This window comes from Ruminococcus sp. 8Y-12 (genome assembly GCF_058119865.1).
Window position 1 is genome coordinate 3,103,948 of record NZ_CM176623.1, and the last position, 14,643, is coordinate 3,118,590.

Annotated in this window: 14 protein-coding genes and 1 riboswitch; of the genes, 10 read left to right on the forward strand and 4 right to left on the reverse strand. The window is 47.4% G+C overall.

What is annotated here, in order from left to right; translation table 11 throughout:
* Window positions 1-65: 65 nt before the first annotated feature.
* The 5 genes from guaB to AC0THY_RS11965 all read left to right on the forward strand — a co-directional run bounded on the left by guaB (window position 66) and on the right by AC0THY_RS11965 (window position 5,981).
* Window positions 66-1,520, forward strand: coding sequence for an IMP dehydrogenase (guaB, locus tag AC0THY_RS11945; protein WP_489990826.1), 1,455 nt, complete (start codon window positions 66-68; stop codon window positions 1,518-1,520).
* Window positions 1,521-1,626: 106 nt separating this feature from the next.
* A complete protein-coding gene (locus AC0THY_RS11950; RefSeq protein WP_489990827.1) occupies window positions 1,627-2,376 on the forward strand; it encodes a peptidoglycan recognition protein family protein in 750 nt (249 codons plus the stop codon).
* Between the two features lie 6 nt (window positions 2,377-2,382).
* Entirely contained in the window at window positions 2,383-3,906 is a 1,524-nt protein-coding gene (locus tag AC0THY_RS11955; protein WP_489990828.1) for a methyltransferase domain-containing protein, read from the forward strand.
* Window positions 3,907-3,909: 3 nt separating this feature from the next.
* Window positions 3,910-3,994, forward strand: a riboswitch (ZMP/ZTP riboswitch).
* Between the two features lie 85 nt (window positions 3,995-4,079).
* Complete coding sequence (locus AC0THY_RS11960) at window positions 4,080-4,793, forward strand: IMP cyclohydrolase (protein WP_489990829.1); 714 nt, start codon at window positions 4,080-4,082, stop codon at window positions 4,791-4,793.
* A gap of 9 nt (window positions 4,794-4,802) precedes the next feature.
* Window positions 4,803-5,981: a phosphoribosylaminoimidazolecarboxamide formyltransferase gene (locus AC0THY_RS11965; RefSeq protein ID WP_489990830.1), complete on the forward strand. Its 1,179-nt coding sequence runs from the start codon at window positions 4,803-4,805 to the stop codon at window positions 5,979-5,981.
* Window positions 5,982-6,085: 104 nt separating this feature from the next.
* On the opposite strand, the gene AC0THY_RS11970 is transcribed toward AC0THY_RS11965, so the two are convergent.
* The 3 genes from AC0THY_RS11970 to AC0THY_RS11980 are packed head-to-tail and all read right to left on the reverse strand — an operon-like array spanning window position 6,086 to window position 7,967.
* Window positions 6,086-6,886: a hypothetical protein gene (locus AC0THY_RS11970; RefSeq protein ID WP_489990831.1), complete on the reverse strand. Its 801-nt coding sequence runs from the start codon at window positions 6,884-6,886 to the stop codon at window positions 6,086-6,088.
* On the reverse strand, window positions 6,880-7,578 hold the full coding sequence (locus AC0THY_RS11975; protein ID WP_489990832.1) for an ABC transporter ATP-binding protein: 699 nt from the start codon (window positions 7,576-7,578) through the stop codon (window positions 6,880-6,882). Before AC0THY_RS11975 ends, AC0THY_RS11970 begins: the two co-directional genes overlap by 7 nt.
* Window positions 7,575-7,967, reverse strand: a complete 393-nt coding sequence (locus tag AC0THY_RS11980; RefSeq protein WP_489990833.1) for a GntR family transcriptional regulator — start codon at window positions 7,965-7,967, stop codon at window positions 7,575-7,577. The genes AC0THY_RS11975 and AC0THY_RS11980 overlap by 4 nt, the downstream gene beginning before the upstream one ends.
* A 193-nt stretch (window positions 7,968-8,160) precedes the next feature.
* Between AC0THY_RS11980 and pepF the strand changes: the two genes are divergently transcribed.
* The 5 genes from pepF to AC0THY_RS12005 all read left to right on the forward strand — a co-directional run bounded on the left by pepF (window position 8,161) and on the right by AC0THY_RS12005 (window position 13,248).
* Complete coding sequence (gene pepF / locus AC0THY_RS11985; RefSeq protein ID WP_489990834.1) at window positions 8,161-9,957, forward strand: oligoendopeptidase F; 1,797 nt, start codon at window positions 8,161-8,163, stop codon at window positions 9,955-9,957.
* A 204-nt stretch (window positions 9,958-10,161) separates the two neighbouring features.
* Complete coding sequence (locus tag AC0THY_RS11990; RefSeq protein WP_489990835.1) at window positions 10,162-11,526, forward strand: uroporphyrinogen decarboxylase family protein; 1,365 nt, start codon at window positions 10,162-10,164, stop codon at window positions 11,524-11,526.
* 62 nt (window positions 11,527-11,588) lie between these two features.
* Complete coding sequence (locus tag AC0THY_RS11995) at window positions 11,589-12,509, forward strand: CobW family GTP-binding protein (RefSeq protein WP_489990836.1); 921 nt, start codon at window positions 11,589-11,591, stop codon at window positions 12,507-12,509.
* A gap of 12 nt (window positions 12,510-12,521) precedes the next feature.
* The gene (locus AC0THY_RS12000; RefSeq protein ID WP_489990837.1) at window positions 12,522-12,848 is read left to right on the forward strand and encodes a DUF6951 family protein; all 327 of its coding nucleotides are present in this window, start codon (window positions 12,522-12,524) and stop codon (window positions 12,846-12,848) included.
* 22 nt (window positions 12,849-12,870) lie between these two features.
* Window positions 12,871-13,248 (forward strand): PadR family transcriptional regulator, encoded by a 378-nt coding sequence (locus tag AC0THY_RS12005; RefSeq protein WP_489990838.1) that lies wholly within the window; start codon window positions 12,871-12,873, stop codon window positions 13,246-13,248.
* A 44-nt stretch (window positions 13,249-13,292) separates the two neighbouring features.
* On the opposite strand, the gene AC0THY_RS12010 is transcribed toward AC0THY_RS12005, so the two are convergent.
* Entirely contained in the window at window positions 13,293-14,543 is a 1,251-nt protein-coding gene (locus tag AC0THY_RS12010) for a PocR ligand-binding domain-containing protein (protein ID WP_489990839.1), read from the reverse strand.
* Between the last annotated feature and the right edge of the window lie 100 nt (window positions 14,544-14,643).

Consider the following 14,643-nt stretch of genomic DNA (forward strand, 5'->3'; position numbering starts at 1 on the left):
AAACTTACAATATTTCAGAAAGTTACCATCTGACGAACACATTAGAGAAAGAGAGGATACGGAAAATGGGTAGTATTATTGGTGAAGGTATTACATTTGATGATGTGCTTTTAGTGCCGGCATATTCTGAAGTGATACCAAATCAAGTAGATTTGTCAACAAATCTTACCAAGACAGTTAAGTTAAACATTCCGATGATGAGTGCCGGAATGGACACCGTTACAGAACATCGTATGGCGATTGCCATGGCTAGACAGGGCGGCATCGGCATCATTCATAAAAATATGACCATCGAAGCCCAGGCGGATGAGGTGGACAAGGTAAAACGTTCTGAAAATGGTGTTATAACGGACCCATTTTATTTGTCACCTGAACATACTCTGGCAGACGCAAATGAGCTGATGGCCAAATTCCGCATCTCCGGTGTCCCAATTACGGAGAACGGGAAATTGGTAGGCATTATCACAAACCGTGACTTGAAATTTGAGGAAGATTTTTCTAAGAAAATCAAAGAGTCCATGACCAGTGAGGAACTGATCACCGCCAAAGTGGGAATTACACTGGAGGGGGCCAAGAAGATTCTTGCCAAGGCCAGAAAAGAAAAACTACCCATCGTGGATGATGATAACAACTTGAGAGGTCTGATCACCATCAAGGATATAGAAAAACAGATCAAATATCCTCTGTCAGCAAAGGACGCACAGGGAAGACTTCTGTGCGGAGCAGCTGTGGGAATTACTGCAAATGTACTGGATCGTGTGACTGCTCTGGTGAATGCCCATGTGGATGTGGTTGTGTTGGATAGCGCACACGGACATTCTGCAAATGTAATCAACTGTGTAAAGATGATCAAAGAGAAATATCCTGATTTGTCTGTGGTTGCAGGTAATGTGGCAACCGGTGAGGCAACGAGGGCACTGATTGAAGCCGGCGTGGATGCTGTGAAGGTGGGTATTGGACCCGGATCTATCTGTACGACACGCGTGGTTGCGGGGATTGGTGTACCCCAGATCACAGCCATCATGGACTGCTATGCGGTTGCCAAGGAATATGATATCCCCATCATCGCTGACGGCGGCATAAAGTATTCCGGAGATATGACAAAAGCCATCGCAGCGGGAGCAAATGTTTGTATGATGGGAAGTATTTTCGCAGGATGTGACGAGAGCCCGGGAACTTTTGAGTTGTTCCAGGGAAGAAAATATAAGGTATACCGCGGTATGGGCTCCATTGCGGCTATGGAGAACGGAAGCAAAGACCGTTATTTCCAGACGGATGCCAAGAAATTGGTTCCTGAAGGCGTGGAAGGGCGTGTGGCCTATAAGGGAAGTGTGGAGGATACCGTATTCCAGCTTATGGGCGGCCTGCGCTCCGGTATGGGATACTGCGGAGCGCCGAATGTGGAGACATTAAAACAGACCGGAAAGTTTGTGAAGATCTCTGCGGCGTCTCTGAAAGAGTCCCATCCGCATGATATCCATATCACAAAGGAAGCGCCGAACTACAGCGTAGACGAGTAAAAGCTTAGAGTGGGACAGGCCTTTTGGCCTGTCCTGCTTTCATTGCATAGAGTGGTTCTAAAAAGGCAAGAACACGAAAGCGTTCTTGAAGGGAGCAATGAGCAAAATGAACAGAAGAGCACATTCCCGGGACAGACGGGAAGAGGAACATACCGGAACAAAAAAGAGAAAGACAAAAAAGCAGAGGGAAAAAGAAATTCTGCTGCACACGGTTCTGTTGGGGGTTGGGATTTTAGCGGGTATCCTCTTAATCCTGCTCTTTTTTAAGTTTATAAACAACTCTCCTAAACAGGTGAGCAGCAAAGTGGAAAATGAACGTTATGATATCGGCGACCCCACAAAGCAGATTCCCATGCCGGAGCTGGATGTACAGCTTTTGACTGTAAATGAGTTCTCCAGACCCGGAACACCTACGGATAAGATAACCGGAGTGGTGGTGCACTATACGGCCAATCCGGGGAGTACGGCGCAGAACAACCGGGATTACTTTGAAAATCTAAAGGACACCCAGGATAATAAAGTGAGCAGTAATTTTGTGATCGGACTGGATGGAGAGATCATTCAATGCATCCCCACCTCAGAGGTGGCGTATGCATCCAACAGCAGGAATATTGACACCGTATCCATTGAGTGCTGCCACCCTGACGAGAGCGGAGAGTTTACGGATGCCACCTACCAGTCGCTGGTGGAACTGGTAGCTTTTCTGTGTGGTAAATTTGATTTGAGCATGGATGACGTAATACGCCATTATGATGTGACCGGTAAAGACTGTCCCAAATATTTTGTGGAAAATGAAAATCAATGGCAGGAGTTTAAGAGCGACGTGGCCAAATACATTGAGGAAAATGGTGAGTAGAACGCAATGGTAAGAGATCTGTATGAACGTATCTGTGCGGGGGAGGATACCCGCGCCAATTTAATTCAGCTGAAAAAAGAGATCAAGGCAGGGGATCAGAAGCGTGCTTTTGCCTATCTGCTGGGAGGGGATTTCTCACGGCTGGGAGCACTTCTTGACCACGAAGACCCTAAGGTAAGAAAAAACGCGGCTCTGATTCTGGGGGAGATGGAATGTGAGGATATGCTGCCCAGCCTGTGGGATGCATACGAGAGGGAGGAACAGCTCTTTGTAAAGCCGGCCTATCTGCAGGCAATGAGAAAGTATGATTACAGCGCCTATCTGCCTGAGATCAAACAATATCTGGAGCGCGCAGCTACACTTAGCATGGAGCCGGAAAACCAGAAGCATTATCTGGATGAGATGGCGGAGCTGACAAGAATGGTGCTGAAATACGAAAAGCCCTCTGCGCATACCTACCTGGATGGAACAAAAGAGCGGGAGGTGATATTGATGACAAACCGCAACCACAGGGAGATTACCAGGGAACAGCTGGATGAGGAAAAGCATGTGCTCTTAGCCGGAGGTGTGAGGCTTAGGTCCAAAGAGGTCAAAGGACTGATGAAAATCCGCACCTTTACGGAGCTTCTCTTCCCCCTTCCAAAGCTGACCACAGTGGATGCACAGCCCCAGGAGGCTGCAAAACAGTTAGCTGGGTGGGGAATTGCTGCATTTATTCGATCCATGCACAGGGAGAACGGCCCCTTCTGTTTCCGAGTGGAGTACCGTGGGCGCCTGGCAATGGACAAAAAGAGTGATTTTCTGCGCAAGTTTACCCGGACTCTGGAGGCGATGACGGGAAGGCAGCTGATCAATTCCACGTCCGACTATGAGGTGGAACTGCGTCTGCTGGAGAAAAAGGATGGGGGCTATGTACCCCTTCTGAAGCTGTATACCCTGCCGGATGAGCGCTTTTCCTACCGTAAAAACGCACTTTCCTCCTCCATTGCCCCGGCGAACGCGGCGCTTGTGATGCAGCTGGCCAAACCCTGGCTGAAGGAGAACGCCCAGGTGCTGGACCCCTTCTGCGGAGTGGGGACAATGTTGATTGAGCGAAATTTTCTGAAGCCTGCAAATCCCATGTACGGAGTGGATATCTTTCGTGAGGCTATCGAAAAGGGCAGGGAAAACGCGGAGGCAGCCGGCGTGTTGATTAATTATATAAACCGTGACTTCCTGGACTTCCGACACGAATATCTGTTTGATGAGATTGTCAGTAATCTGCCCGGGGTTACCAGGACCAAAGATATGGAGCAGATCACCAGACTGTATGAAGGCTTTTTTAAGAAAGTTCCGGAGGTACTCAAAGAGAATGGCATTCTGGTGCTGTACACACCGGAGGAGAGTATTCTATTGTACTGCCTGAAAAAGTTTTCCTATCTGGAGCGTCTGGGACGGTGGGTAATAAACGAACGGGAGGGCAGCGTACTCTTTGTTTTAAAATTAATTGAAATTCCCACTTGCCAAACGGAGACAAATGGTGTAATATGACGATAGAGGTTGTACGACTGGCGGAAAAGTAGGAGTACCTACGGGGAGTACAACGTGAAAAGAAATGCCGACCGCCTGGGCGACCACTGAGGTCCTCAGGTGGTTTTTTGTTGTTTCGAAATATATATTAGTATTAGTTAATGGTAATTTTTCACACCGAAAGGAGAAAGGAAATGGAAATGATGTCTTTGGAGCAGGAATTAAAAAGCAATGCCTATCCGGGCAGGGGAATCGTAATCGGTAAATCCGCTGACGGGACAAAAGCTGTGACCGCATATTTTATTATGGGCAGAAGTGAGAACAGCCGCAACCGTATCTTTGTGGAAGACAAAGAGGGAATCCGTACCCAGGCATTTGACCCGTCCAAGCTGACTGACCCGAGCCTGATCATCTACGCGCCGGTGCGTGTGCTGGGGAACAAGACAATTGTGACCAATGGAGATCAGACTGACACCATCTATGAGGGAATGGACAAGCAGATGACTTTTGAACAGTCTTTAAGAACCAGAGAGTTTGAGCCGGACGGCCCCAACTACACGCCGCGTATTTCCGGAATCATGCATATTGAAGACGGACTGTACAACTATGCACTGTCCATCTTAAAGAGCAACAATGGCAATCCGGAGGCCTGCAACCGCTACACCTTTGCCTATGAAAATCCGGTTGCCGGAGAAGGACATTTCATCCATACATATAAATGCGACGGAAATCCTCTTCCCAGCTTTGAGGGAGAACCCAAATTAGTTGAAATTCCGGATGACATGGAAGCATTTACAGAGATGCTCTGGAACAGTTTAGATAAAGACAATAAAGTTTCTCTTTTTGTAAGGTATATTGATATAGCAACAGGAAACTATGAGACCAAAATAGTGAATAAGAATCAATAAGGAGACGCCATGAAAGAATTAGAGTTAAAATACGGATGCAACCCAAATCAGAAACCCTCCAAGATCTATGTGGCGGATGGTAATGAACTTCCCATCCAGGTACTCTCCGGAAAACCCGGATATATCAATTTCCTGGACGCCTTCAACGGCTGGCAGCTGGTGCGTGAGCTGAAAGCAGCCACCGGCCTTCCGGCAGCCACCTCCTTTAAGCATGTATCCCCAGCTGGTGCAGCCATCGGCCTTCCGCTGGACGAGACCCTGGCAAAGATTTACTGGGTGGACGACATGGGAGAGCTCTCCCCTCTGGCCTGCGCCTATGCAAGGGCAAGGGGAGCGGACAGAATGTCCTCCTTCGGTGATTTTATCGCCCTGTCCGATGAGTGCGATAAGGATACGGCCAGCATCATCAAACGCGAGGTGTCGGATGGCGTGATCGCTCCGGGGTACACGGAGGAAGCGCTGGCTATCTTAAAGGCAAAGAAAAACGGAAATTATAATGTGATTCAGATTGACGAGAACTACAGGCCGGCTCCCATTGAGCACAAAGAAGTATTTGGCATTACTTTTGAACAGGGAAGACAGGAACTGCCTATTGACGATGCGCTTCTCTCTAACATTGTGACAGAGAATAAGGAACTTTCAGCAGATGCCCTGAGAGACATGAAGATTGCCCTGATTACGCTGAAATATACGCAGTCCAATTCCGTATGCTTTGTAAAGGATGGACAGGCCATCGGCATCGGAGCCGGACAGCAGTCACGTGTCCACTGTACACGTTTGGCTGGACAGAAGGCTGACAACTGGCTGCTTCGTCAGTGCCCCAAGGTGATGAACCTGAAGTTTGTGGACGGTATCCGCCGTGCGGACAGGGACAATGCCATTGATGTTTATATCGGAGAGGAATACATGGATGTGCTGGCTGACGGCGCATGGGAGAAGATATTTAAGGAGAAGCCGGAAGTATTTACCAGGGAGGAAAAACGAGCTTGGCTGGATCAGATGACAGGCGTAACTCTGGGATCCGATGCATTCTTCCCCTTCAGTGACAATATAGAACGCGCCCGTAAGAGCGGCGTGCAGTATATCGCAGAGCCGGGAGGATCTGTGAGAGATGATCTGGTGATTGACTGCTGCAACAAGTACAACATGGTTATGGCATTTACCGGAATCCGTCTGTTCCACCACTAATCGTGAGAACGCGCAGTTCTCAGAACTTCGTTTTTTTATAATTGTTTGTGTGAGAAAGAGCACCCTGGTCGCGGGGGTGCTCTTTCTGCGCAAATCTATATTTACTAGTCAAGATTCAGATGTTTCGCCACAATTAGTCTGGAAACACTGTAGAAGCAAGTGCCCAACACAACTGCTAATACGATAATGCCCAGGATCATGACCCGCAGGGAAAATGCTGAGGGATTAAAATTTTGGGAGAAAATCATGGGTCCGAAAGCTACAAATACCATGAAGATTCCATAGACCATCTGCACAGCCATATAAAAGATACCGCAGAATACCACAGAGAGCAGGACCTTATGCTTTGAAAACAGGCTTCCAACGCAGATACCGCAGTAAGCCAGATTGATCCACTGGAAAATCAGGGTGAGCAACATAGTGAGTACAAGCAGGACTGCCAGGGGCCAGAGATTCCCGAAGGCGCCCTTTAGCTGCTCAAAGGCCGTTTTTAAGCTGGCTATCAGGTTGGCAGAGCCGTTATCCTGGAATCCCATGACTATGATTAGGATGCTCAGAATACATACAAGCACATCCAGAATGATCCAGGCCAGAAAAACCAGGGACTTAGACCAGATCAGTTCATAGGGCTTCACCGGCAGGGTATGGGTTAAATATCCCTGATCTGTAAACATATTCCGGTAAAAGCGCAGTATCAGGTAAAAACAAGTTCCAAGAGCCACTGCCCCCAGCGCAAATACATAGACCATGGAGTAAAATACAGCCACCGTACCACTGATCCTGCTGGGTATGGGCAAAAGAAGGAGTGTTCTTCCTGCCACAACGAACAGCAGCAGAATTCCGTGAATAAGTAACAGAAAACGGGACACAGCCATCCACTCATGCTTTAACAATTTTCCTAACATTTGAACACCTCCCGAAAAAGTCCGTCCAGGGATTTTCCCTGTTGATATCTGATATCGTCTACTGGGGAAAAGAGCCGGATCTGTCCGTTTTGAAGAAAGATCACGTCATCCAGTATGTTTTCCACATCTGCGATAAGGTGCGTGGAGATCAGAATGGTTGCATCCTGTGCATAATTATTTAAGATGGTTGTCATAATAAAATCTCTGGCTGCCGGGTCTACACCTGCGATAGGCTCATCCAGGCAGTACAGCCTTGCCCTGCGGCTCATGACCAGAATCAGCTGCACCTTCTCCCTGGTGCCCTTGGACAGGGTCTTGATCTGATCATGGGGATTGATCTTCAGCTTCTGAAGCATATCCTCCGCTCTGCCCATGTCAAAGTCCTCGTAAAAATCCTGAAATAGGGTCAGGGTATCCGCCACGTGAAGGCTCTCGTCCAGGTATGTGCGCTCAGGAAGATAGGATACCAGTTTCTTTGACTCAATGCCAGGGACAAATCCGCCCACCAGCAGTTCGCCGGAGGTGGGTTTCAGAAGGCCGTTGATCATCTTGATCAGCGTAGTCTTCCCGCTTCCGTTGGGACCCAAAAGGCCCACAATTTTTCCTTCAGGCAGTGTTAAGTTTAAATTACAGACAGCCTTGTGTCCATCGAAATCCTTTGTCAGATCTCTGCATTCTAATATGCTGCTCATTTTTCTCTCTCCTTTTCTGGTTGGGGTTGGGCTTGCGTCAATTTTTCAATAAGACGGAAGATATCTTCTGTTTGAAATCCCAGCTGTGTCATTTTCTCTAAAAAATCCATTGCCTGGCCTGCAGCCAGTTCTTCTTTTACCTGTGTAATCAACGCTGTGTCCTCCGTGATAAAGCGTCCACTGGTGCGGACGGAATAAACCAGCTCCGTGCGTTCCAATTCTGTCAATGCCTTCTGCATAGTGTTGGGGTTGACTGAAGCTTCCGCCGCCAGTTCCCGAACAGAGGGCAGCCTGTCACCCGGTGCGTAGACACCGGATATGATATCCATCTGTATCTTTTCCACAATCTGAGCATAGATCGGGCGTTCTGAATTTAGGGTCCATGGCATGTTCTCACCTCTTCTTGTATTATTGTATTAATTGATTAATACAATAATACATCGGTGCGGATGAAATGTCAAGGGGATTTATGCATGTTACTGCGAACGTGTGAACAGTAACGATTTCTGAATACTGACAAAAGATTCCGTATATGATATCATAAAAAGAAATCAGGTAACGATAGACATTGGAGGCAGGATTATGATAAAGCAAAAAAAACGCAGTGAAATGGAGAGAGAGACAACCTGGGCTTTGGAGGACCTCTATGAGTCAGAGGCGGCATTTGCAGAGGATGTCCGGATTTTGGACAGAGAGATAGAGTCTTTTGGGGATTATCAGGGCAGACTTGGGGAGAGCAGTGAGCTGTTTTTAGAAATGCTAAGGAGCTATTGCCAGATGAGCCAAAGGTTTGAGAAGGTATATGTGTACGCAAACCAACTGCTGCATCAGGATATGGGAGACAGCAAAAGCCAGAAGATGGCAGGGGAGATGGAGATTGTGATGAATCAGCTGAACGCGGCATCCTCTTTTATGGTACCGGAAATACTTACTCTTGAGGATGAGAAGATCCGGGAATATTTGGAAGAGGAACCTGCTCTTTTGGAATTCAGAAGGTTTCTTGACAATATACTGCGCCAGAAGGAGCATACACTGGATGCGCGGATGGAGGAAGTGCTCGCCAAGGCCGGGGATATGGCGAAAGGACCCTCAAATATCTATGCCATGTTCAATAATGCGGACATTACTTTTCAGCCTGTAGTTACAGAAGAGGGGGAGGAGCTTGCCCTAACCCAGGGAAGATACGTAACGTTTTTGGAGTCTGACAACCGTGGGATCAGAAAACAGGCTTTTGAGAACCTCTATGCCGGTTACGCGGGGTTTAAAAACACACTGGCTGCTGTGTATGAGGCGAACGCAAAGCAGGCAGACTTCTACGCCAGGATGAGGAAATATCCATCCGCTCTGGAGGCATCCCTGGATGAAGGAAATATCCCCATTTCTGTGTATGACAATCTGATTGCCAGTGTGCATGAGCATTTGGAGCCTATGCACCGCTATCTGAAGCTGCGCAAAAAAGTACTGGGTCTGGAAGAACTTCACATGTACGATATCTATGTGCCCATGGTGAGTCAGGCCAAGAGAAAGCTCTCTTTTGAGGAAGCTAAGGAGACCGTAAAGAGAGGACTTGCACCTCTGGGAGAGCAATATCTGGCGCTCCTGCAGAAAGGGTTTGACAACCGTTGGATTGATGTGTACGAAAATGAGGGCAAGCGGACAGGGGCTTACTCTTGGGGAGCATACGGCACCCATCCCTATGTGCTCTTAAATTATCAGGATAACTTAAATAATGTCTTTACCCTGGCACATGAGATGGGACACGCACTGCATTCCTGGTATTCGGACGAGGCACAGCCTTATCTGTATGCAGGGTACCGGATCTTTGTGGCTGAGGTGGCTTCCACCTGCAATGAAGCGCTTCTGATCCATGATCTGATGGAACATGCCAAGAGTAAAAGTGAGAAAGCCTACCTGGTAAACTATTTTCTGGAACAGTTCCGCACCACTCTTTACCGCCAGACCATGTTCGCTGAGTTTGAGAAGTATACCCACAGGGTGGTGAATGAGGGAGGCACGCTTAATGCGGAGTTTTTGTGTGATTTTTATTATCAGCTGAACCAGAATTATTTTGGGCCGGATGTGACGCTGGATGAGCAGATACGATATGAGTGGTCCAGAATTCCCCATTTTTACACTCCCTTTTATGTGTATCAGTACGCGACCGGATTTTCAGCGGCCATTGCCATCAGTTCCAGAATTTTAAAAGGGGATGAGCAGGCGCGAAAGGGCTACTTTAAGTTTTTGAGCGGGGGCAGTTCCATGGACCCCATTGACCTGCTGAAGCTGTGCGGGGTAGATATGACCACAAAGGAGCCTGTGGAGAACGCCCTGCAGGTATTCTCGGAATATGTGGGCAAGTTTGAGGAGCTATTAGACTAGATCTAATACATTTTCTCCTTTTTGGAATTTTTATTGATTTTTTTTATTTAATTTGTCACTTGGCCCGGAACGATTGACGGGAATTTTGAATGAATCTATAATGGGTATATACAGAAGCGGGATGCATCGCAAAGTTATGTTAAGCAGAGCTAGGTGAAAAAAGTTAAATAAAATGAAAAATCAAAAAGAGGAGGAAATTTTGATATGACGCCGAAAGAGACAATATTTGCAACACTGAGACACGAGGAAACGGACCAGGTACCTTGGGTGCCCTTTGCAGGAGTGCACGCAGGCAAGCTCACAGGATACAATGCCACAGAAATCCTTTCTGACGGGGAGAAATTATTGGAGTCCCTGCGGGAGGTACACAAGCTGTATAAGCCCTTTGGCCTTCCGGTGATTTTTGACCTTCAAGTGGAAGCGGAGTGCCTGGGGTGTGAACTGACCTGGTCTGACGATGCGCCGCCATCTGTCTCGAAACATCCCCTGGAGGGGGCAGAGGAACTGGAGGTGCCCTGCAGATGCACAATCCCCACCAAAGAGGACGGACGTATTCCCATGATTTTAGATGTGATGAGGAAGATCAAAGGGGAAGTGGGGGACACCGTAGCCCTCTATGGACTGATCTGTGGTCCCTTTACCCTGGCAGCCCATTTGAGGGGAAATGATATTTTTATGGATATGTTTGATGATCCGGAGGCTGTGGAAGACTTTTTGGATTACACCTGTGCGGTGGCAAAGAACATGGCCGGATACTATATCGAGGCTGGTATGGATGTGATAGCGGTTGTGGACCCTCTGATTTCCCAGATTTCTTCTGACCATTTTGAGGAATTTATGAGCAAGCCCTTCACAGAGCTGTTCGCCCATATCCGTGGGCTGGGAGCCTATTCTTCCTTCTTTGTATGCGGTGATGCCACCAGGAATATTGAAGTCATGTGCCAGACCAAACCGGATGCCATCTCCATCGATGAGAATGTGAACCTGATGGCAGCCAAAGAGATTACCGATAAATATAATGTAACCATAGGTGGAAACATCCCTCTGACCACTATCATGCTGCATGGCACACAGCAGGATAACATGAAGTTTGTAGTGGACCTGTTAGACAGCCTTCCAAGCAAAAAGAATTTCATCCTCTCACCAGGCTGTGATATGCCCTACGCAGTTCCGGTAGAAAATACCATTGGAGCAGTACAGGCAGTGCTGCAGACCGATGAGATACGTGAGATGGTGAAGAATTATGTGGCTGAGGACAGTGACATTGAGGTGGACATTCCGGACTATGAGCATCTTACGAAACCTCTGGTGGAGGTTTTTACTCTGGATTCCGCCACATGTGCTGCCTGTACTTACATGATGGGTGCTGCCAATGAGGCAAAGACTGTGTTTAACGATAAGATTGACATGATAGAGTATAAATTTACTATAAAAGAAAACATTGCCAGGTGTAAGAAAATGGGGGTAAAGAATCTTCCATCCATCTATATTAATGGGCAGCTAAAATTCAGTTCCATAGTGCCCTCAAAAGAGGAGTTGGAAGCCGCCATTAAGGAAGTGTTAAAGTAGAAACCAGATCCCGGCCTTTTGGCCGGGATAACTGGCATTTGAGCAAAAGGGAAGGAGGCAGTATGACGGACTTATATCTGGTAACCGGCTTTCTAGGTGCTGGGAAAACGACCTTCTTAAAGAAATTCCTCCGGCTTTTTGAAGACAAAAAAATGCATGTGATTGTCAATGAATTTGGCAAGGAGGGGATTGACGGACAGCTTTTGAAAGAGGTGGGAACTGTTTTGGACGAGATCAACAACGGTTCCATCTTTTGTTCATGCCGTCTGGACATGTTTGAGAATGTACTGCAAAAAACCTTGCGGGAACAGCCGGATATGATCATTATTGAGGCCTCCGGACTGTCCAATCCCACCAATATCCGAAAGATTTTGGCCCAACAGGCTTACGGGGAAATCAACTATATGGGAAGCATCTGCCTGGCGGATGCCGCAAACTTCCAAAAAGTCTATCGAACCGCCACGGTTGTGAAAAAACAGATCAGCATCAGCGATGTGGTTCTGCTAAACAAGACGGATCTGGTCAGTGAGGAGGTCCTTGGGGAAACAGAGCGATTGATCTGGGAGCACAGGCCGGATATGAAGATTTACCGCACTACCTACGGCGCGATACGGCCGGAGTGGATTCAAGATATGAAAAGTCCGGCGGGGGAAGGGGAAGACAGAAAGATTCAGTCCAAAGACATCACCCTGCGCAGCTATCTGTTGGAGGTTGGGGAAAACTTTACCTGCTATGAGTTTCAGAAGTTTGTGGAGATGTTTTTAGAGGATACCTACCGGGTCAAGGGATTTGTGAAGGTGGAGGGAGAAATTTACCTTTTGGATTGTGTAGGTCCTATGTTTAAGATGGTTCCCTTTGAGGGGGAGGCACAGAGTGTCAACCGGGTGGTGATTCTCTCAGGAAGCGGTCTTCCCGCTAAGAAAAGCGTGGAAAAGGCTATGGAGTGGTATCCGGGAAAAATAACAAAGTTTACAAGAAGTTAGGGGGATAGCAGTATGACAAAAGTAAAAATTGAGCCAGGCATATGCGGCCTGGTGACATCAGTGGAGGCAGAGTCTGAGGACCAAATGGAGGTGAGGGTGAAAGTGAGCTCCGGCTGCGAGAGTGTGCGCAGGATGTTTGAAGAGTTGGGAGACACCTTTGATGCTTTTGAGGTCTGTCTTGAAAAACCGGGTCAGGGACCTCTCTATGAGTATGCGGGGGAACATTTTCCTGGGCATACCTCATGTCCGGTCATTGCGGGAATCACCAAATGTATTGAGGTGGAATGCAGGCTGGCCCTGCCTGGTAATGCAAAGATCCTGTTTGAGAAAGAGGAGTAGTCTGGGAGATTGGAGGTAAGACATGGGAAGCCCGGTCAAAGTGGATTTTAAGAAAAAATGTGCCTGTAAGGGAAGTAATCTGGACCGATTTATCCAGCCTATCATTTTGTTAATATTGTACAGCCAGGAGTGTACAGGGTACAGCATTATCAAGCAGATGGGAGAGTATGCCATGTTCAGGGGAGGGAAACCGGATGCCACAGGCGTGTATCGCTATCTAAAGCTGATGGAGGAACGGGGGTTGATCGCTTCAAAGCTCTACAACAGTGAGCAGAAGGAAATCCGTAAGTACGCAATCACCGGAGAAGGCACAGAGTGTCTGAACAATTGGCGAAGGACGCTGTTGGAATACCGGGCAGCTATCAATGAACTGATTGGTGAGATGGAGGGAATCTTTTGACACTGCTGTGAAGCATAATCAGAATTCAATGCATAGCGCTGCGGTCAGCGGTACTGTTTTGGGGTGAGTCCCGTATATTTTTTAAATACTTTTGAGAAGTAGCTCTGATCCTCAAATCCAGTGGCTACGGCGATGTCAATGACCGAGTAGTCTGTGTTGGACAGGAGCCTTTTGCTCTCCTCAATGCGTACCATATTCAGGTATTCTTTGAAGGAGGAACCCGTGGACTGCTTGAACATGGTGGAAAAATAGGCGGGGTTTAAGTGCACCTCGCCGGCCACTTCTTCCAGAGTGAGGGGAGAGGCAAAGTTGCGGGATATGTAACGGATGGCTTTTTTAATGATTTCATTGTTCTTGGAGGGTATCCGTTCGAACATACATTCTGTAAATACATCAATGGTCTCCTGCAGCTTGTAACACAGATCATCCAGGCTGCACACAGATTGCAGAGTCTTCAGAAACTGATTGTTGATCTTTAAGATACTGTCACTAGTGGCGCCTCCTTCTATGGCAGCTCTGGAGAGCAGAGAGCACAGTTCAATGGAACGGGATTTTACAATCTCCAGATTGCTTCCCTCAGAAAAGAAAACATATCCCAGCAAATCATTGAGCAGAGCCTTGGCTTCCAGAGCGTTCCCTGTCTTTACCTTAGTGATCAACTGCTTCTCTTTGTCGTAGGGATAATTGTTTTTTTTCAGTGCTCCGGAATTTTTGTACATTTGAATGGACTCATTGATACGTGACTGCTGCAGCAGCTTGCCCTGGTTGGTGAGCAGCTGTTCCTTACTGTCTGCAATCAGCCCGGAAAAGAGGTAGTACAGTAAGCGGCTCAGATAAGTGACCTTTGAGGGAGGCAGGACCACCAGCTCGCCGGATTCATCGTACATTTCCAGAAGGTCCTCTGTGGGTATGGGGTATCGCTTGGCAATTTCGCTGATCAGCAGGGAATCGGGTTTGTCCATCAAAAAAGGTCCTGCCAGGATAGAGCCAAAGAGTGAGTTGCGGTTGATCAGGGGGAAAACCACGTGGTTCAGGTTTGCATGGCAGGAGAAAATATAAGTCTCCCCCAGCTCCATGGCTTTTTTGCTGGCATTGGCGTGGAGCTTTACGCAGCTCTCCTCCTTGGGCAGGTACTGCTTAAAGAGGCTGCAGAAGGTAGTCGTATCCCCGTAGGACTGTAGGATTTCTCCCTGTTCGTCCAGCACCTGAATGGGGATAGCCATACATTCGTTAAAAGTTCTCAGCATATCCCTCAATTTTTCTTCATTCACAACAGTATATAAATAAGGTTTCATTCGTATAAACACCTCCATGAATAGTCTATCATAAATAATCTAAAAAAAATACCTGCGATCTAAAAAAAGTACCAAAAAAGATTTTGTGTTTCACTATAAT

Bases quoted from the DNA above. Each gene is read 5' to 3' on its own strand.
- guaB (WP_489990826.1), top strand. From the start codon at position 66: ATGGGTAGTATTATTGGTGAAGGTATTACATTTGATGATGTGCTTTTA.
- AC0THY_RS11950 (WP_489990827.1), top strand. From the start codon at position 1,627: ATGAACAGAAGAGCACATTCCCGGGACAGACGGGAAGAGGAACATACC.
- AC0THY_RS11955 (WP_489990828.1), top strand. From the start codon at position 2,383: ATGGTAAGAGATCTGTATGAACGTATCTGTGCGGGGGAGGATACCCGC.
- AC0THY_RS11960 (WP_489990829.1), top strand. From the start codon at position 4,080: ATGGAAATGATGTCTTTGGAGCAGGAATTAAAAAGCAATGCCTATCCG.
- AC0THY_RS11965 (WP_489990830.1), top strand. From the start codon at position 4,803: ATGAAAGAATTAGAGTTAAAATACGGATGCAACCCAAATCAGAAACCC.
- AC0THY_RS11970 (WP_489990831.1), bottom strand. From the start codon at position 6,886: ATGTTAGGAAAATTGTTAAAGCATGAGTGGATGGCTGTGTCCCGTTTT.
- AC0THY_RS11975 (WP_489990832.1), bottom strand. From the start codon at position 7,578: ATGAGCAGCATATTAGAATGCAGAGATCTGACAAAGGATTTCGATGGA.
- AC0THY_RS11980 (WP_489990833.1), bottom strand. From the start codon at position 7,967: ATGCCATGGACCCTAAATTCAGAACGCCCGATCTATGCTCAGATTGTG.
- pepF (WP_489990834.1), top strand. From the start codon at position 8,161: ATGATAAAGCAAAAAAAACGCAGTGAAATGGAGAGAGAGACAACCTGG.
- AC0THY_RS11990 (WP_489990835.1), top strand. From the start codon at position 10,162: ATGACGCCGAAAGAGACAATATTTGCAACACTGAGACACGAGGAAACG.
- AC0THY_RS11995 (WP_489990836.1), top strand. From the start codon at position 11,589: ATGACGGACTTATATCTGGTAACCGGCTTTCTAGGTGCTGGGAAAACG.
- AC0THY_RS12000 (WP_489990837.1), top strand. From the start codon at position 12,522: ATGACAAAAGTAAAAATTGAGCCAGGCATATGCGGCCTGGTGACATCA.
- AC0THY_RS12005 (WP_489990838.1), top strand. From the start codon at position 12,871: ATGGGAAGCCCGGTCAAAGTGGATTTTAAGAAAAAATGTGCCTGTAAG.
- AC0THY_RS12010 (WP_489990839.1), bottom strand. From the start codon at position 14,543: ATGAAACCTTATTTATATACTGTTGTGAATGAAGAAAAATTGAGGGAT.